This is a genomic window from Streptomyces sp. NBC_01003 (genome assembly GCF_045162695.1).
Taxonomy (GTDB): domain Bacteria; phylum Actinomycetota; class Actinomycetes; order Streptomycetales; family Streptomycetaceae; genus Streptomyces.
Map to the genome: position 1 here is coordinate 5,676,944 of NZ_CP108707.1, position 17,136 is coordinate 5,694,079.

A 17,136-nucleotide genomic window follows, 5' to 3' on the forward strand; every position below is an offset into this window, starting at 1 on the left:
TGTTACGCGGTGAGGTCCTTCTGGAACTCGTCGAGGATCTGGTGCGCGGCGGTGTAGCCGATGCCCGCGATCCACAGGTTGTCGTCGACCTCGAAGACCTTGCCGTCCCTGGACGCCCTGAGGTTCTTCCACAGGCCGCTCTTCATCGTCCGGGTCGCCTTGGCCTTGCCCGGGTCGCCGTAGGTCGAGGTGAAGATGACGTCCGCGTCCGCGAGGTCGATCTTCTCGGGGCTCACGTCGTACGAGAACCCGTCCTTGGCCTTGTCGGTGACGGCGGGGCGGCCGACGCCGAGGTCGGCGAGGATCGAGCCGATGTAGTTCTGCCTGCCGTAGATGCGGATGTCGGCGCCCTCGACGAAGCGGACGAAGTTGATGTCCGTCGCGGCGGCCTTCTCCTTGCCGCCGATCGCGGCGGTCGCCTTCGCGACGTGCGCGTCGTAGTCGGCGATGACCTTCTTCGCCTCGGCCTTCCTGCCGAGCGCGTCGGCGTGGACCTGGAAGTTCTCCTTCCAGGCGGTGCCGGTGGACTCCGTCATCACGGTCGGGGCGATGGCGCTGAGCTGCTCGTAGCGGGCGCCGTCGCGGACCTTGCTGGTGAGGATGAGGTCGGGCTTGAGGGCGGCGACGGCCTCCATGTCGGGGTTGGCGATCTCGCCGACCTCCTTGATGCCCTTCACCTCGTCTCCGGGCAGGTACGAGGGGAGGCCCTCCTCCGTCGCCGCGTGGGTCGCGCCGACGGGCTTCACGCCGAGGGTGAGCGCGGAGTCGAGCTCGCCGGTGTCCAGCACGACGACGCGCGTGGGGTGTTCGGGCACCTTCACGTCACCCATCGCCGTACTGACGGTGTGCGTCTTCGGGGATGTCGAGGCAGCCGCGTCGGAGCCGGAGTCCCCGCCGGACGAGCCGCAGGCGGTCAGGGCCAGGGCGCCGGTCAGGACGAGCGCTCCGGCGGTGAGGGCGCGGTGGTCGCTGCGGGTCATGTGGCTGCCTTCCGGGAGAGGGAGTCGGACGGGGCGGCGGGCCGGGCAACGGACCGTCCGCCGGGCCGGGCGTCGGCCTGCCAGGGGGCGCCGGGCACGATCAGCGGCGAGCCGGTCACCGGGTCGGGGACGACCACGCAGTCCAGGCCGAACACCTCCCGTACGAGGTCCGCCGTGACGACCTCGGCGGGCGGGCCCTCGGCGACGATGCGGCCGGACTTCATGGCCACGAGGTGGTCGGCGTAGCGCGCCGCCTGGTTGAGGTCGTGCAGGACGAGGACGACGGTGCGGCCCTTGTCGTGGTTCAACTGGCTTACCAGGTCGAGGACTTCGACCTGGTGGGCGATGTCGAGATACGTGGTCGGCTCGTCGAGGAGCAGCAGTTCGGTCTCCTGGGCGAGCGCCATGGCGATCCAGACGCGCTGGCGCTGGCCGCCGGAGAGCTCGTCGACGGAGCGGTCGGCGAGGGCCGCGACGTCGGTGCGTTCCATGGCCTCGGTGACGGCGCGCTCGTCGGCGTCGGACCACTGCTGCCACCAGTGCTGGTGGGGCTGGCGGCCGCGGGCCACGAGGTCGGCGACGGTGATCGCCTCGGGCGCCACGGGCGTCTGCGGCAGCAGCCCGATCTGCTGGGCGATCTTCTTGGTGGGCAGCCTGGTGAGCGCTTCGCCGTCGAGGAGTACGGAGCCGCTCTTCGGCTTGAGGAGCCGGCCGAGGGCGCGCAGCGTGGTCGACTTGCCGCAGGCGTTGGGTCCGACGATGACGGTGACGCGGCCGTCGGGGACGGCGAGGTCGAGGTCGTGGACGACGGTGCGGTCCTCGTAGGCGAGGGTGAGCGCGCTGGTGCTGAGCCGGGTCACCGGTTTCCTCCCGTGCGGCTGCGGATGATGAGCCAGATCAGGTACGGCGCCCCGACGGCGGCCGTGAGGACACCCACCGGGAGTTCGGTGGGGGAGAACAGGCGCCGGGCCAGCAGGTCGGCCACGACGACGATGAACGCGCCCAGGAGCGCCGAGCACAGGAGCGGGATCTGGGCGGTACGGGTCACCCGGCGGGCGATCTGCGGGGCCAGGAGCGCGACGAAGTCGACGGGCCCGGCGGCGCCGGTCGCGACGGACGCGAGGACGACGCCGAGCAGGACGAGGCCGAGGCGTACACGGCCGAGGCGGACGCCGAGCGCGGTCGCCGTGTCGTCGTCCAGGGCCACGGTGCGCTGGGCGCGCGCGGCCCACGCGACGAACGGGACGAGGACGAGGAGGGTCCAGCCGAGCGGGGCGGCCTCCGCCCAGCCGCGGCCGTTGAGCGAGCCCGTCATCCAGATCTGCGCCTGCTGGGCGACGAGGTAGTCGCCCTTCGTCATGAAGAGCGTCGTCACCGACCGCAGCGCGATGGCGAAGCCGATGCCGATGAGGACGAAGCGCGTCGCGTGGAGTCCGCCGCGCCAGGCGAAGGCGTACACGAGGAGCGCCGCGAGGAGGCCGCCGAGTACGGAGAGGTAGGGCAGGACCGCGTACGACGTGACACCGAACGTCATCGCGCCGACGGTCAGCGCGCTCGCGCCCTGGCTGATGCCGATGATGTCGGGGGACGCGAGGGGGTTGCGGGCGACGGTCTGGATGAGGGCGCCCGCGACGCCGAACGCGGCGCCGACCAGGAGGCCGACGACCATGCGGGGGGCGCGCAGCGTGCCGACGACGAGTTCGTCCGGCGACGGCCGGCCGGTGATGACCCTGAGGACTTCGCCGGGGGCGATGAACGACTCGCCGACGCAGAGGTAGGCGAGGCAGGCGGCAGCGAGGAGGACCACCAGGGACGCGGCGGCGACGGCGGCCCTGCGGTGCAGGAGGAAGGCGGCGCCGCCCGCCCGGACGACGGAGTACCCGGCGGGGCGGACCCGGGGCGCGGTGGTCGTACTCATGCGGGAACCGCCTTGCGCCGGACCAGGGTGACGAGGAACGGGACGCCGATCAGCGCGGTCATCACGCCCGCGGGCACCTCGCTCGGCGGGAAGACGACGCGGCCCACGGTGTCGGAGACGAGGAGCATGACGGGGCCGATGAGGGCCGCCATCGGCAGGACCCAGCGGTGGTCGCTGCCCACGACGGCCCGGGCTATGTGCGGAACGGCCAGGCCGATGAAGGCGATCGGACCGGCCGCGGCCACTCCGACGCCGGTGAGGACGGTCGCGCCGAGGCCGCCGACGATCCGTACGGTCGCGACCCGCTGGCCGAGGCCCTTGGCGACGTCCTCGCCGAGCGCGAGCGCGTCGAGGCCGCGCGCGACGGACAGCACGAGGAGCACGCCGACGACGAGGAACGGCCAGATCTGGCCCACGATGTGCGCGTCCCTGCCGGACAGCGAGCCCACCTGCCAGAACCTGAACTCGTCCATGGCGGACGCCTTCGTGGTGAGGACGGCCGTGGTGACGGAGACCAGGAGCGCGTTGATCGCGGCGCCCCCGAGCGCGAGTTTCACCGGCGTCGCGCCGCCGCGCCCGCTGGAGGCGATGGCGTAGACGGCGACGGACGCGAGCGCGGCGCCCGCGAACGCGAACCAGACATAGCCGGTGAGCGTGTGGATGCCGGCGAACGCGATCGCGAGGACGACGCCGACGGACGCGCCCTGGCTGATGCCGAGGATCCCGGGGTCGGCGATGGGGTTGCGGGTGATGCCCTGGAGGACGGTCCCGGCGAGGGCGAGCGCGGCGCCCACCATCAGGCCGACCAGCGTGCGCGGCAGCCTCAGGCCCCTGATGACCTCGGCGTCGTCGCTGTGGCCGCCGTGCACGAGCGCGTCGAGGACCGCTGACGGGGCGATCGCGCGGGCGCCCACGGCGAGGCTGAACAGGACCGCGAGAACGAGGGCCACGAGCGCGGCCGCCGTCCAGACGATGCGTCGCCGCGCGGCGGGGGCGGCTGAGATCTGACCCATGGACCAATCCGAGGTTGGTAAGGCTTGGCTAAGCGGCAATCGTACGCCCAGGCACAATGGCTCCTATGGGTGCATACGAGAGCGCGAACGGATCAGCTTCGGGACCGACGGTCGGCTTCGACCTCGACATGACGCTGATCGACTCACGGCCGGGAATCAGGGACACGTGGCTGGAACTCGCCCAGCGCACCGGCGCGCAGCTCGACGCCGATCTCATCGTGACGCGGCTCGGCCCGCCGCTGGAGCAGGAGCTCGCGTACTGGTTCCCCGAGGAGCGGATCCCGGAGATGGCCGACCTGTACCGGGAGCTCTACCCGGCACACGCCATCACCGGGACGTACGCGATGCCGGGCGTGCACGAGGCCGTCGCCGCGGTGCACGCGGCGGGCGGCAGGGTGATCGTCGTGACGGCGAAGTACGAGCCCAGCGCGAAGCTCCACCTGGAACACCTGGACATCGCCGCCGACGAGGTCATCGGCAATCTGTGGGCCGAGGGCAAGGCGACGGCGCTGCGCGAGCACGGTGCGTCCGTGTACGTCGGTGACCACACCGGCGACGTGCGCGGCGCCCGCGCCGCCGAGGCGCTGTCCGTCGCGGTGACGACCGGGCCGTGCGACGCGGCGGAGCTGCGCGAGGCCGGCGCGGACGTGGTGCTCGCGGATCTGACGGAGTTCCCCGCCTGGCTGGAGGCCTACGTCGCCGAGCGGGCCTGACGGCGCTGCACGGCGATCCCGCGCAGCACTCCGGCCGCGGAGATCAGGAAGCCGACGCCCATCAGCATGCACACCGCGTAGGCGACGGGCGGGAACGGGTCGGTTCCGAGGAACAGTGGGGCCATCGTGGCCAGGGTGGCCACGGCTCCGACGATGAAGACGATGCCGCCGGCCTTGACGAGGCGGTCGCCGGGTCCTGCGGAATTCGCTTGGGTTTTGTCACGCACCCGACCAGGGTAGTTCCCAGCGCGAGGGAACAATCCGGGTTCCTCGGGCCGTCTTGTCACCGGCTCCTGGACCATTAGCCTGGTGCCGGCGGGTCGGGCGGCCCGCTGCAGTGCTATCCAGAGCCGTTTTCAGCGCCGTTCTTCATCGCTCGGAACGGCATGACGAGTACGAGGACGAGGACTTCACGTGCCTACCGGCAAGGTCAAGTGGTTCAACAGCGAGAAGGGCTTCGGCTTCCTCTCCCGCGACGACGGCGGCGACGTCTTCGTGCATTCCTCCGTACTTCCCGACGGCGTGGACGCTCTCAAGCCGGGCCAGCGTGTCGAGTTCGGCGTCGTCGCGGGACAGCGCGGCGACCAGGCGCTCTCCGTGACGATCCTCGACCCGACCCCGTCCGTGGCCGCGGCACAGCGCCGCAAGCCGGACGAACTGGCCTCGATCGTCCAGGACTTGACGACGCTCCTCGAGAACATCACGCCGATGCTGGAAAAGGGCCGCTACCCGGACAAGGCCTCCGGCGCGAAAATCGCGGGCCTGCTGCGGGCGGTGGCCGACCAGTTGGACGTCTGACCGCGTTACGGGAACGCGAGCGCACCCGGGCCGAGGGCGGGCACAAGGCCCTCGGCCGCAGCGCGAGTCAGCGGACCGCGGATCGCCGTGGCCCCGCTTTTCTGCCGCCCTCGCGCCGCTTCGCAGGCTTCGGGCGGCTGTGCCGGACTCCGTCCGGCCGGTGCGTTCAGGGGAATGACAGGGCGCCGGGGGGAAGTGCGGGGACCAGGCCCTCGGCCGCAGCGCGCGTCAGCAAGCCTCGGATCGCCGCGTATCCGTTCTCGCCGAGGTCGGCTGTGAACTCGTTGACGTACAGGCCGATGTGCTGGTCCGCGACGGACGGGTCCATCTCCTGGGCGTGTTCGAGGACGTAGGGGCGGGAGGCCTCCGGGTCGTCCCAGGCCATGCGTACCGACGTGCGGACCGTGTCGGCGAGTTGGCGCAGGCGGTCCTCGCCCAGGCTCCGCTTCGCGATGATCGCGCCGAGCGGGATGGGCAGCCCGGTCGTGTTCTCCCAGTGCTCACCCATGTCGGCGAGGGAGTGCAGACCGTAGTTCTGGTACGTGAAGCGGGCCTCGTGGATGACGAGTCCGGCGTCGACCTTGCCGTCCCGCACGGCGGGCATGATCTCGTCGAACGGCATCACGACGACCTCGCCGACCCCGCCGGGCACGACGTCCGCGGTCCACAGGCGGAACAGCAGGTACGCCGTCGACTTCTCGCTGGGGACGGCGACCGTCTTCCCGCTCAGGTCGACGCCCGGCTCGCGCGTGAGCACGAGGGGGCCGCAGCCCCGGCCGAGCGCGCCGCCGCAGGGCAGCAGCGCGTAGTCGTCGAGGACGTACGGCAGGACGGCGTACGACACCTTCAGCACGTCGAAGTCGGGGGAGCGGCGCTCGGCGACGCCGTTCGTGATGTCGATGTCGGCGAAGGTCACGTCGAGGGCGGGCGCCCCGGGGACGCGGCCGTGGGCCCACGCGTCGAAGACGAACGTGTCGTTCGGGCAGGGCGAGAAGGCGATCCGGAGTTCTTCGGGGTGCGTCATGTGCGGTTCCAACTCTCCAGTACGGGCGCGGACTTCCCGAACGCTTCGGTCAGCGCCGCGAGTGCGTCGCCGATGCGCCAGGCCGCGCGGTCGCGGGGGCCGACGGCGTTGGAGACCGCGCGGATCTCCAGGACGGGCACGCCGTGCGCGGCGGCCGCCTCGGCGACCCCGAAGCCCTCCATCGCCTCGGCGGCGGCGCCGGGGTGACGGCGTTGCAGTTCGGCGGCGCGGGCCGCGGTGCCTGTCACGGTGGAGACGGTCAGGACGGTGCCGGTGAGCGCACCGGTGGCCGCGGCGACGTCCCGTACGAGGGAGGGCGGCGGGCGGTGCGTGACTGTGCCGAAGCCGAGCTCGGTGACGGGCAGGAAGCCGTCGGGGGTCTCGGCGCCCAGGTCGGCGGCGGTCAGCGCGTCGGCGACGACGACGGAGCCGAGCGGGGCGTCCGGCTGGAACCCGCCGCCGATGCCGGCGGAGACGACCAGGCCGTACGGCCGCCCCGACAGGGCGGCGGTGGTGAGGGCGGTGGCGGTACCGGCCGCCGCGGCGGCGGGCCCGACGCCCACCGCGACGACATCGACGGCAGGGTGCGCGGCGCCCGCCTCGGACAGGCCCCTGGCCACCGCGTCCCGCTCCGCGGGGACGGCGGTGGCGATCAGGACCCGCCCGCTGTCCGTCAGGCGTCCTTCTTGAGCTTGAACGACCACAGGCCGGTCGCGTTCGAGCCGCTGCCCTCGACGATGGAGACCGTCGTGGAGCTGCCCGTGGCGCCGTACTGCTGGTTGAAGAACACGCTGCCCGGGACGGTGCGGTAGGTCTTCTTGCTGGCGTCGGTCAGCGCCTGACCGTTCATCAGCAGGGTCCAGCCCTTCTTCGCGATGTCCGGGTCGACGCCGAAGCGGACCGTCGCGTCGGGGTCGACCTTGATGGACTTGATGTCCTTGTTCTTGAGGCAGTCCTTCAGCGCGGTGGCGTCCAGGGCCTTGCCGTCGTTGTAGCAGGCTGCTTCCGACGTCACCGTGGAGCGGCCGACCGTGATGGTCGCCAGCGGCGTCGGCTTGTCGCAGGCCGAGAGGACGAGCAGCCCGGCAGCGACGGCGCCGGCGGCTGCCACGGTGCGGCGGTTGCGCACGGTGAAACGCAGGGAGGTCATGCGGGCAGGCTATCTGGCGGCCCGCGCACACTCGCCATGCGGGTGCGGCGTGCCGCATGCTCACGCCATCCGGGGCGGATCTCCGGCTCTCCCGGCCGTCCCTCACGCCACGCGGCTGCGTGCCTGGCCGCCGTGGCGCGCGGCGGCCAGCAGGCCCCGTACGGTCGTCAGCCAGCCCGTTCCGACGATCGCCGCGGCGACACCGAGGCCCAGTGCTCCGTTCAGGGGCAGCGCGATGCCGATGGCGCCGCCGAGGACCCACGCCATCTGGAGGAGGGTCTCGGAGCGGGCGAACGCGGAGTTGCGGACCTCCTCGGGGACGTCGCGCTGGATCAGGGCGTCCAGGGACAGCTTCGAGAGGGCCTGCGCGAACCCGGCGACGGCCGCAAGGCACGCCGTGAGGAACGCGGTGAAGAACAGCGCGGCCGTGATCGCCACGCCAAGGACCACCGCCACCACCGTCACGATGATGATCTCGGGCGCCCGTGATTTGAGCCATGCCCCGACGGCCGTGCCCAGCGCGTTGCCCGCGCCCGCCGAGACGCCGACGATGCTGAGCGACACGGCGGCGCTCTGCCCCGACATGGGGTGCTCGCGCAGCAGGAACGCCAGGAAGAAGATCAGGAAGCCGGAGAGGCAGCGCTGCGAGGCGTTGACGAACAGCGCGTGCGTCACGGCCGGGCCGACCGTGCGCAGACCGGGGCGCTTCTGCTTGGTGGCCTCTTTGTGCGGCCCGTGCAGATGCTGCTCGTCGGCCGCCAGGAGCGCCTTCCCCTCGCCCTTCGCGGAGTCCACCTTGTGCGGCAGCTGGAAGGACAGCACCATCCCCGAAATGAAGATCACAAACGCGCCGTAGAGGGGCCAGCGCGGCCCGAGCAACTGGAGCCCGGCGCCGACCGGCGCGGCCACACCGGTGGCGAGGAGTCCGCCGAGCGTCACCCGCGAATTGGCCTTGACCAGGGAGAAGCGGGGCGGCAGCAGGCGCGGCACGACGGCGCTGCGGACCACTCCGTACGCCTTGGACGCCACCAGGACGCCCAGCGCCGCCGGGTACAGCTCCACGCCGCCGCTGACCACCGCCCCGGACAGGACGATCGCGAGGAGCGCCCGAGCCAGCATCGAAGCGGCCATCGCGGCGCGCCGCCCGTGCGGCAGCCGGTCCAGGAGCGGCCCGATGACGGGTGCGAGGAGTGTGAAGGGCGCCATCGTGATGCCGAGGTACAGGGCGACGCGCCCGCGCGCCTCGTCCGTCGGTACTGAGAAGAACACCGTGGACGCGAGCGCGATGGTGATCATGACGTCGCCGGCGCCGTTCACCGCGTGCAGTTCGATCAGTTTTCCCAGACCCGACTCGCCCGCGCCGTGCGCGTGGGTCGCTTTGCGAATCCCGCGCGCCGTACCGGTGAACGGCAGGTGCAGGGCGCGCCCGAGCCCGCGGACCGCCCTGAGCACCGGGCCCGATCCGCCTGCTGCGCGCGCCGACGACCTCGCGGAAGTCACTCAGCCATAGTGCCCCCGGAAGGTGGTGACTAGTGCCGATATCGGCTGAGCGGGTCGCCGGTACGACCCCCCGGAACCGCCCCGCCGCGTGGTGCAGGACACAGCTAGTTGTACGTCGGTGTGGGCGCACGGGCCGGGAGAAGGTAGCGTGCGTAACGCGCCTGCGGCAGCTGTCCTCGGCCGCGCGCCTCTCGGTCATCCCGCAGAATGGGTGACGTAGGTGCGCCCGAGGGCGTTCGGGCGCGGACGTCGACGCGGCCCCTTGGTCCGCTCCGTCCGTACCCCCGCGCAAGGGTGGCGCACTCGTGAGACGGCGTAGGAGAGAAGCGATACCTGTGAGCGCAGCGACAACGCGAAGCCGCACCCCTGACCGTCTGTGCGCCGAGGCGGTAGGCCTCGCGCGGACCGCGGCCGAGGAGGCCGCCGCGCCAGGAGTCGTGGGCGAGCACGTCGACGTCGTCGTCGAGGGCGACCGGGTGGTCACGCATCTCTTCGAGTGCAAGGAGTTCGGCTACCGCGGCTGGCGGTGGGCCGTGACGGTCGCTCGGGCCTCCCGCGCCAAGGTCGTCACCCTCGACGAGACGGTTCTGCTGCCCGGCCCCGACGCGCTCCTCGCCCCCGAGTGGGTGCCGTGGAGCGAGCGGCTGCGGCCCGGCGACATGGGCCCCGGGGACCTGCTCCCGACCGACGCCGAGGATCTTCGGCTCGAGCCCGGCTATTCGGGTGAGGACTTCCCGCCGCCGAACTCCGCGGTGTCCGAGGAGATGGCCGAACTCGTCGAGGCGGAGGACGCCGAGCTGACGGTGGGACCGCCCGCGGAACTGCCCATCGCGCCCGAGCGCGGCTCCATCGCGTCGGTCGCCGAGGAGCTCGGCATGCGGCGCGCCCGGGTCCTGTCCCGGTACGGCCTGCACATCGCGGCAGACCGCTGGGACGAGGCGTACGGGGCGAAGACGCAGATGGCCCAGGCGGCGCCCGCCACCTGTGTGTCCTGCGGCTTCCTCGCCCCGATCGGCGGCTCGCTCGGCCAGGCCTTCGGCGTCTGCGGCAACGAGTTCTCCCCGGCGGACGGCCGGGTCGTCTCCCTCTCGTACGGCTGTGGTGGCCACTCCGAGGCGGCCGTCATGCCGAAGCCCCCGCGCCCGGCCCCGCCGGTGATCGACGAAACGCGCGTGGACCCGTTCCCGCTGCGCCCGTCGGCAGACTCGGGCTCGGTCCCGACGACCCCGGACGGCACGGAGGACCTCGGCCACTCGTAGCCCTCGCAGTTCTCTTTCCGCGAGCGCGGTAGCGTCTGCGTCGCCAGGGTTGGCCTGGGTGAACGGCAGAGGGAGACCACACCGTGAGCGTGAGCAAGATCGTGCGCCCGGCAGCCGAGGGGATGGACCCGTTCGGGACGGCCCGTCTGCGGCGTGGGCTGCTCGATGCCTGGGCAGGCAGCCCGGCCCGCTTCCGTGAGGACGCCAACGCCGAGGAGGACCTCGCCCTCGGCGGCTACCGCGACCGTCTTGTCGTCGAGCTCGCCCAGAACGCCGCCGACGCCGCCGCCCGCGCCGGTGGCACCTCAGGTGGTCGCTTCTCCCTGACCCTGCGCGACGGTGTGCTCGTCGCCGCGAACACCGGCGCGCCGCTGGACGCCGCCGGTGTCGAGTCGCTGTCCACGCTGCGGGCCTCCGCCAAGCGTGAGCAGAGCGACGGCGCGGTGGGCCGGTTCGGCGTCGGGTTCGCCGCCGTCCTCGCCGTGACCGACGAGCCCGCGGTCGTCGGCCGCACGGGCGGGGTGCGCTGGTCGCTCACCGACGCGCGCGGACTCGCCGCCGACACCGCGCGGCACAGCCCCGGCCTCGGCGACGAACTGCGCCGCCGGGACGGCCATGTGCCGCTGCTCAGGCTCCCGTTCGCCGCGGAGGGCACCGCCCCGGACCCGTACGAGACCGTCGTGATCCTGCCGCTGCGCGACGCCGCGGCACAGGCGCTCGCGGCGCGGCTCATCGACGCCATCGACGACACGCTGCTCCTCGCCCTGCCCGGCCTCGACGAGGTCGTCGTGGAGACCGAGTCCGGTACACGCATCCTGCGCCGCAGGACCGAGGGACCGTACGTGGCGGTGGACGACGAGCGCGAGGACGCCGTGTCCGGCAGGCGCGAGAGCGTCACGACCCGCTGGTGCGTCCTCACCCGCAACGGCCCGCTCGAAGCCGCACTCCTCGCCGACCGGCCCCTCGAAGAGCGCCTGCGCCCGCACTGGTCCGTGACCTGGGCCGTGGCGGTGGACGCGGACGGCGCCCCCGAGCCGCCCCGCAGCGCGCCCGTGCTGCACGCGCCCACCCCCAGCGACGAGCCGCTCGGCGTGCCCGCGCTTCTCATCGCGTCGTTCCCCCTCGACACGACCCGGCGGCACGCCGCCCCCGGGCCGCTCACCGACTTCCTGGTGGAGCGCGCCGCCGACGCCTACGCCGAACTCCTCGCCGGGTGGCGCCCGGTGAGCCCCGCGATCCTCGGCCTCGTGCCGGGCCCGCTCGGCCGGGGCGAGCTGGACGGCAGCCTCCGCGGCGCGATCCTGGCCCGGCTGCCCCGCACCGCGTTCCTGCCGCCCGCGCTGCCGCGCACGAAGGACGACGCCGACGGGCTGCCCGAGACGCTGCGGCCGCGCGAGGCCGAGGTCGTCGAGGGCGCCGGCGCCGAGACCGTGAAGGTCCTCGCCGAGGTCCTGCCGAGCCTGCTGCCCGCGGGCCTGGAGCGCCGCGTCGAGCTGCGGACCCTGGAGGTCGCCCGGGTCCCGCTGACGGAGGCCGTCGACCGGCTCGCCGGTCTGGAGAAGGAACCGGGCTGGTGGCGGCGCCTGTACGACAGCCTCGCGGGCGTCGACCCGGACCGGCTCACCGGGCTTCCGGTGCCGCTGGCCGGGGGGCGTACGACGATCGGGCCGCGGCAGGTGCTGCTGCCCATGCCGGACGCGACACCGGCCGAGACGCTGGCCCGGCTCGGCCTCAAGGTCGCCCACGTGGACGCCGCGCACCCCCTGCTCGAGAAGCTGGGCGCGCTGCCCGCGACGCCCCGCGCCGTCCTGACGACCCCTCAGGTACGGGCGGCCGTCGCCGGTTCGCTCGACGACGACGCCTGGTCCCTCGACGACGACGGCCCGGTCGGCGTGGACGAACTGGCCGAGCTGGTCCTCACCCTCGTACGGGACGCGAATCTGGAGCCCGGGGACGAGCCGTGGCTGGGCGCGCTCGCGCTGCCCGACGACGAGGGCGAACTCGCGCCCGCCGGTGAACTCGCGCTGCCCGGCAGCCCGTTCGCGCAGGTCGTCCGCGAGGGTGAGCTCGGCATGGTGGACGGCGACCTCGCCGAGCGGTGGGGCGAGCAGCCGCTCGCCGCATGCGGTGTCCTTGCCGGGTTCGCCCTGGTCCGCGCCACCGACGTGGTCCTCGACCCGGACGAACTCGACCCGCGCGAAGGCGACTTCGCGGAGCCGGACGACGCGGGTCTGCTCGACGCGGTCGACGTGTGGTGCGAGGACGTACTCGACCGGCTGCCCGACACTCCCGTGCCGCCCGTCGCCACCGAACTCGTCGCCGTACGCGACCTGGACCTCGTCGACGACGACCGCTGGCCCCAGGCCCTCGCCCTTCTCTCCCGCCCGCCGCTGCGCGACGCCCTCACCCAGCCCGTACGGGTCCTGCTGCCCGACGGCACGCACGAGATTGTCCGCCCGTACACGGCGTGGTGGCTGCGTGACCACCCCGTCCTCGACGGCCGCCGGCCGGCCGGTCTGCGCGCGGCCGGCGGTGACCCGCTGCTCGCCGGGCTCTACGACCCGGCGGACGCGACCGGCTTCGAGGACGAGCAGGTGCTGCGCGCACTCGGCGTCCGCACGTCGGTCGCCTCGCTCCTCGACGAGCCGGGCGGCGCGGCCGAGCTCCTCGACCGCCTCGCCGACCCGGAGCGCGAGGTCGGTGCGTCCCAACTCCACGCCCTGTACGGGGCGCTGGCCGATCTCGACCCGGAGCAGGTGACCCTGCCCGACGAGCTGCGGGCCGTGGTGGACGGCGAGGTCAGGGTCGTGGACGCGGCCGACGCCGTCGTCGCGGACGCGCCCGATCTGCTGCCCCTGGCCGGCGGTCTTGCGCTGCTGCCGGTGAGCCCGGGGCGGGCCGCGGACCTGGCGGAACTGTTCCAGGTGCGGCGGCTGAGCGCGACCGCGGACGCCGAGGTCACGCAGGAGGGTGCCGAACACCCGGTGCCGGAGTCCGTACGGACCCTGCTCGGGCCGGCGACCCCGCAGGCGTACGTCGAGCACGAGGAGCTGTTCGTCGCCGGGGTGGAGGTCGACTGGCGGCGCACGTCCGACGGCACGGTCCACGCGTCGACCCTGGAGGGCGTGGCGGCGGGCCTGGCGTGGGCGGCGGCGCAGTGGCCGCGCCGCTTCGAGGTCGCGGCGCTGCTGGAGGACCCGTCGCGCACGGCGGAGCTGGCGCGGGACCGCTGGTTCGACTGAGGCGGTGAGGGCCGGCGCGCCCGAACCGTAACGGGGAGGCCGGGGTTGCGTAAACCGGTCACAAAATCTTCATCTCCCGTACAACCAGCCCCTCCTGTCGCATGTCTGATCTTGCGAGCCAACAGGCTCCTAGATCACTTGGGTCCCGCGTGACGGCACCAGCACCGCGGGACCCCTTCTCCAACTTGGGGAACACATGCGTATTCGTGCCACTGTGGCCGCGTCTCTCGGCGCCCTGGCCCTGACGGCCATCGCAATCCCGGCCGCGCAGGCCGCTGATCACTCCGGTGTGCGCGGCGCCGCGTCGCAGGCCACCACGTTCGCCGCGAAGGCCACCTCGCAGACGGCGAAGGCCACTGCGTTCTCGGCGGCGTCCGCCTCGGACGACCAGGTCGGCGACACCGCCATATCGAACGTCGTCGTCAACGGCGGCAAGGACGTCGTGCTCGGCACCACCGCCACGAAGACCATCACGGTCACCTTCACGGCCACGGACGACTCCGGTATCGACACGAGCACGGGCTATGCCGTCCTGTACCACGGCACGGACATGGACAACTCCGACGCCGGGGCCGTCCCCAGCCAGCAGGTCGGTGACGCGACCAACTGCAAGACGACCGGTGCCACCACCGCGACCTGCACGATGACCATCACGATCGACCCGCGCGCCAACCTCGCCAACTACGCGGCCGGCTCGTGGAAGACGTGGGCGATCGCGGGCGGCACGGACGGCGACTACTCCCAGAAGGAGAACGCCAAGACGTTCAGCGTCAAGCGTTACTCCAAGCTCACCACCAACGCCTCCCCCGAGCCCGTCACCAAGGGCAAGACCATCACGGTCACCGGCTCCCTGACGCGCGCCAACTGGGACACGAGCAAGTACATGGGCTACACCAAGCAGCCCGTGAAGCTCCAGTTCAAGAAGAAGGGCGCCGCCAGCTACTCCACCGTCAAGACGGTGACGTCGTCCTCGACCGGCGGCCTGAAGACCACCGTCACCGCCGCCTCCGACGGTTACTGGCGCTACTCGTTCGCCGGCACCTCCACCACCCCGTCCGTGACGTCGACCAGCGACTTCGTCGACGTGCGCTAGTCACACGGGAAAGCGGCGGTCGACCCAGCGCCAGACGAATTCCAGGGCGACCGCCGCCACCGCCGCGATGCCGACCGCCGTCCACGGCATCGACGCGCCCACCAGCTTCAGCGCGAAGAAGTCCTGGAGCCACGGCACCACGAGGACGAGCAGGAACGCCGCGCCCATCGCGGCCACCAGGCACACCCGCCACCACGTGTAGGGCCGCGCGATGATGGCGAGCACCCACATCGAGACGAGGAACAGCGTCAGCGTCGCCGAACTCGTCTCGGCGTCGAGCGCGCCGGATCCCGTGTAGTAGTGCCGGGCGATCACGTACGTCACGAAGGTTGCGGTCCCGGCGACGACGCCGCCCGGGATCGCGTACCGCATCACGCGCTTCACGAACTGCGGTCTGGCGCGCTCCGTGTTGGGCGCGAGAGCCAGGAAGAACGCGGGGATGCCGATCGTCAGCGTCGACAGCAGCGTCAGGTGCCGCGGCAGGAACGGGTACTCGATCTGGAAGCAGACCACGAGGACGGCGAGCAGCACCGAGTAGACCGTCTTGACCAGGAACAGGGACGCGACGCGCGTGATGTTCCCGATGACGCGGCGGCCCTCGGCGACGACCGACGGCAGCGTGGAGAAGCTGTTGTTGAGGAGCACGATCTGCGCCACGGCCCGGGTCGCCTCCGAGCCCGAGCCCATGGAGACGCCGATGTCGGCGTCCTTGAGGGCGAGCACGTCGTTCACGCCGTCGCCCGTCATCGCGACCGTGTGCCCCTTGGACTGCAGCGCGCCGACCATGTCGCGCTTCTGCTGCGGGGTGACGCGGCCGAACACCGTGTTCTCGTCGAGGGCCTTGGCCATCCCGGCCTGGTCGGCGGGGAGCGTACGGGCGTCGACCGTGTCCTGCGCGCCCGCGAGGCCCAGCTTCCCGGCGACGGCGCCCACCGACACCGCGTTGTCCCCGGAGATGACCTTCGCGTGGACGCCCTGGTCGGCGAAGTACCGCAGCGTGTCCGCCGCGTCGGGCCGCAGCCGCTGCTCCATGGCGACCAGGGCGACGGCCTTGGCGCCCTCCTTGACCGCCGGGTCGTCGAGGTCGGCGCGGGCGCGGGCGAGCAGCAGGACGCGCAGGCCCTGGTGGTTGAGCTCCTCGGTCTCGGCGAGCACCGGGTGCCCGGCCGGCAGGAGTACGTCAGGCGCGCCGAGCAGCCACGCGCTGGCGGTGCCGTCGCCCTCGCTGAACGCGGCGCCGCTGTACTTGCGGGCCGAGGAGAAGGGCAGCGACTCGGTGCAGCGCCACTCCTCGCTGTCGGGGTAGGCGTCGATGATCGCCTGGAGCGAGGCGTTGGGCCGCGGGTCGGACTCGCCGAGCGCGCCGAGGACCTTGCGTACGTAGCTCTCCTCGGCGTCGCCGAGCGGGCGCAGCTCGGTGATGTCCATGCCGCCCTCGGTGAGGGTGCCGGTCTTGTCGAGGCAGACGGTGTCGACGCGGGCGAGGCCCTCGATGGCGGGGAGTTCCTGGACGAGGCACTGCTTGCGGCCGAGGCGGATCACGCCGATCGCGAAGGCGACGGAGGTGAGCAGGACGAGCCCCTCGGGGACCATCGGCACGATGCCGCCGACGGTCCGCGCGACGGAGTCCTTGAAGTCGTTCTCCTTGACCACGAGCTGGCTGATGACGAGGCCGATCGCGGTCGGGACCATCATCCAGGTGACGTACTTGAGGATGGTCGAGATGCCGGTGCGCAGCTCGGACTGGACGAGGGTGAAGCGGCTGGCCTCCTCGGCGAGCTGCGCCGCGTATGCCTCGCGGCCGACCTTCGTCGCGGTGAAGGCGCCGCCGCCGGCGACGACGAAGCTGCCGGACATGACCGGGTCGCCGTGTTTTTTGACGACGGGGTCGGCCTCGCCGGTGAGCAGGGACTCGTCGATCTCCAGGCTGTCGGCCTCGGCGCACACACCGTCCACGACGATCTTGTCGCCGGGGCCGATCTCGATGAGGTCGCCGAGGACGATCTCGGAGGTGGAGATCTCGGTGGCCTGCCCGTCGCGCCGGACCGTCGGTTTCGCCTCGCCGATGACGGCGAGTGAGTCGAGGGTCTTCTTGGCACGCAGCTCCTGGATGATGCCGATGCCGGTGTTCGCGAGGATGACGTAGCCGAAGAGGCTGTCCTGGAACGGCGCGACGAACAGCATGATCAGCCACAGGGCGCCGATGATCGCGTTGAACCGCGTGAAGACGTTCGCGCGGATGATCTCGGTGGCCGAGCGGGAGCTGCGGACCGGTATGTCGTTGACCTCGCCGCGCGCGACGCGCTCGGCCACCTCGGCGGTGGTGAGCCCCCTCGCCCGCTCGGGGACCGGCACCGGGTGGACCGGGTCCAGCTCGGCGCCCGCGTCGATGTGCGTCATGCAAACGACAGTACGGGCGGATTTGCGGCTTCACCCCTCGGGTGCG

15 protein-coding genes are annotated in these 17,136 nt (G+C 72.4%); 5 read left to right on the top strand and 10 right to left on the bottom strand.

The window, feature by feature from the left end:
• Positions 1 to 2: 2 nt before the first annotated feature.
• Genes OG698_RS26090 through OG698_RS26105 form a run of 4 tightly spaced genes read right to left on the bottom strand, consistent with a single transcriptional unit; the run spans position 3 to position 3,911 of the window.
• Positions 3 to 980 carry an ABC transporter substrate-binding protein gene (locus OG698_RS26090; protein ID WP_406105784.1) on the bottom strand — a complete coding sequence of 326 codons (978 nt, stop codon included), beginning with the start codon at positions 978 to 980 and terminating at the stop codon, positions 3 to 5.
• Positions 977 to 1,840 carry an ABC transporter ATP-binding protein gene (locus OG698_RS26095; RefSeq protein WP_406105787.1) on the bottom strand — a complete coding sequence of 288 codons (864 nt, stop codon included), beginning with the start codon at positions 1,838 to 1,840 and terminating at the stop codon, positions 977 to 979. The genes OG698_RS26090 and OG698_RS26095 overlap by 4 nt, the downstream gene beginning before the upstream one ends.
• On the bottom strand, positions 1,837 to 2,898 hold the full coding sequence (locus tag OG698_RS26100; protein WP_406105789.1) for a FecCD family ABC transporter permease: 1,062 nt from the start codon (positions 2,896 to 2,898) through the stop codon (positions 1,837 to 1,839). The genes OG698_RS26095 and OG698_RS26100 overlap by 4 nt, the downstream gene beginning before the upstream one ends.
• Positions 2,895 to 3,911 carry an iron ABC transporter permease gene (locus OG698_RS26105; RefSeq protein WP_326775202.1) on the bottom strand — a complete coding sequence of 339 codons (1,017 nt, stop codon included), beginning with the start codon at positions 3,909 to 3,911 and terminating at the stop codon, positions 2,895 to 2,897. Before OG698_RS26105 ends, OG698_RS26100 begins: the two co-directional genes overlap by 4 nt.
• A gap of 65 nt (positions 3,912 to 3,976) precedes the next feature.
• Here OG698_RS26105 and OG698_RS26110 point away from each other — a divergent pair, with 65 nt between their 5' ends.
• Entirely contained in the window at positions 3,977 to 4,624 is a 648-nt protein-coding gene (locus OG698_RS26110; protein WP_406105791.1) for an HAD family hydrolase, read from the top strand.
• Here OG698_RS26110 and OG698_RS26115 read toward each other — a convergent pair.
• A complete protein-coding gene (locus tag OG698_RS26115; protein WP_100595741.1) occupies positions 4,603 to 4,851 on the bottom strand; it encodes a hypothetical protein in 249 nt (82 codons plus the stop codon). The genes OG698_RS26110 and OG698_RS26115 overlap by 22 nt on opposite strands.
• Before the next feature lie 187 nt (positions 4,852 to 5,038).
• On the opposite strand from OG698_RS26115, the gene OG698_RS26120 reads away from it, so the two are divergent.
• A complete protein-coding gene (locus OG698_RS26120; RefSeq protein WP_100595742.1) occupies positions 5,039 to 5,422 on the top strand; it encodes a cold-shock protein in 384 nt (127 codons plus the stop codon).
• Between the two features lie 166 nt (positions 5,423 to 5,588).
• Here the strand turns inward: OG698_RS26120 and OG698_RS26125 are convergent, their stop codons facing one another.
• From OG698_RS26125 to OG698_RS26140, 4 genes are all read right to left on the bottom strand, one after another.
• Positions 5,589 to 6,446, bottom strand: coding sequence for a 1,4-dihydroxy-6-naphthoate synthase (locus tag OG698_RS26125; protein WP_406105793.1), 858 nt, complete (start codon positions 6,444 to 6,446; stop codon positions 5,589 to 5,591).
• Complete coding sequence (locus tag OG698_RS26130; protein WP_406105795.1) at positions 6,443 to 7,150, bottom strand: futalosine hydrolase; 708 nt, start codon at positions 7,148 to 7,150, stop codon at positions 6,443 to 6,445. Before OG698_RS26130 ends, OG698_RS26125 begins: the two co-directional genes overlap by 4 nt.
• A complete protein-coding gene (locus tag OG698_RS26135; RefSeq protein ID WP_406105797.1) occupies positions 7,120 to 7,596 on the bottom strand; it encodes a DUF2771 domain-containing protein in 477 nt (158 codons plus the stop codon). Before OG698_RS26135 ends, OG698_RS26130 begins: the two co-directional genes overlap by 31 nt.
• A 102-nt stretch (positions 7,597 to 7,698) precedes the next feature.
• A complete protein-coding gene (locus OG698_RS26140) occupies positions 7,699 to 9,048 on the bottom strand; it encodes an MFS transporter (RefSeq protein ID WP_406111284.1) in 1,350 nt (449 codons plus the stop codon).
• A gap of 383 nt (positions 9,049 to 9,431) precedes the next feature.
• Between OG698_RS26140 and OG698_RS26145 the strand changes: the two genes are divergently transcribed.
• The 3 genes from OG698_RS26145 (at position 9,432) to OG698_RS26155 (ending at position 14,690) form a co-directional block, all read left to right on the top strand.
• A complete protein-coding gene (locus OG698_RS26145; RefSeq protein WP_399975008.1) occupies positions 9,432 to 10,355 on the top strand; it encodes a DUF3027 domain-containing protein in 924 nt (307 codons plus the stop codon).
• Between the two features lie 89 nt (positions 10,356 to 10,444).
• On the top strand, positions 10,445 to 13,597 hold the full coding sequence (locus OG698_RS26150; protein ID WP_406111286.1) for a sacsin N-terminal ATP-binding-like domain-containing protein: 3,153 nt from the start codon (positions 10,445 to 10,447) through the stop codon (positions 13,595 to 13,597).
• 196 nt (positions 13,598 to 13,793) lie between these two features.
• Positions 13,794 to 14,690 (top strand): DUF5707 domain-containing protein, encoded by an 897-nt coding sequence (locus OG698_RS26155; protein WP_406105798.1) that lies wholly within the window; start codon positions 13,794 to 13,796, stop codon positions 14,688 to 14,690.
• Here the strand turns inward: OG698_RS26155 and OG698_RS26160 are convergent, their stop codons facing one another.
• Complete coding sequence (locus OG698_RS26160; RefSeq protein WP_406105800.1) at positions 14,691 to 17,090, bottom strand: HAD-IC family P-type ATPase; 2,400 nt, start codon at positions 17,088 to 17,090, stop codon at positions 14,691 to 14,693.
• Positions 17,091 to 17,136: the final 46 nt, after the last annotated feature.

What these genes read in the sequence shown, in the direction of transcription:
- OG698_RS26110 (WP_406105791.1), top strand. Translation starts at nt 3,977, where the DNA reads ATGGGTGCATACGAGAGCGCGAACGGATCAGCTTCGGGACCGACGGTC.
- OG698_RS26105 (WP_326775202.1), bottom strand. Translation starts at nt 3,911, where the DNA reads ATGGGTCAGATCTCAGCCGCCCCCGCCGCGCGGCGACGCATCGTCTGG.
- OG698_RS26100 (WP_406105789.1), bottom strand. Translation starts at nt 2,898, where the DNA reads ATGAGTACGACCACCGCGCCCCGGGTCCGCCCCGCCGGGTACTCCGTC.
- OG698_RS26125 (WP_406105793.1), bottom strand. Translation starts at nt 6,446, where the DNA reads ATGACGCACCCCGAAGAACTCCGGATCGCCTTCTCGCCCTGCCCGAAC.
- OG698_RS26160 (WP_406105800.1), bottom strand. Translation starts at nt 17,090, where the DNA reads ATGACGCACATCGACGCGGGCGCCGAGCTGGACCCGGTCCACCCGGTG.
- OG698_RS26155 (WP_406105798.1), top strand. Translation starts at nt 13,794, where the DNA reads ATGCGTATTCGTGCCACTGTGGCCGCGTCTCTCGGCGCCCTGGCCCTG.
- OG698_RS26090 (WP_406105784.1), bottom strand. Translation starts at nt 980, where the DNA reads ATGACCCGCAGCGACCACCGCGCCCTCACCGCCGGAGCGCTCGTCCTG.
- OG698_RS26135 (WP_406105797.1), bottom strand. Translation starts at nt 7,596, where the DNA reads ATGACCTCCCTGCGTTTCACCGTGCGCAACCGCCGCACCGTGGCAGCC.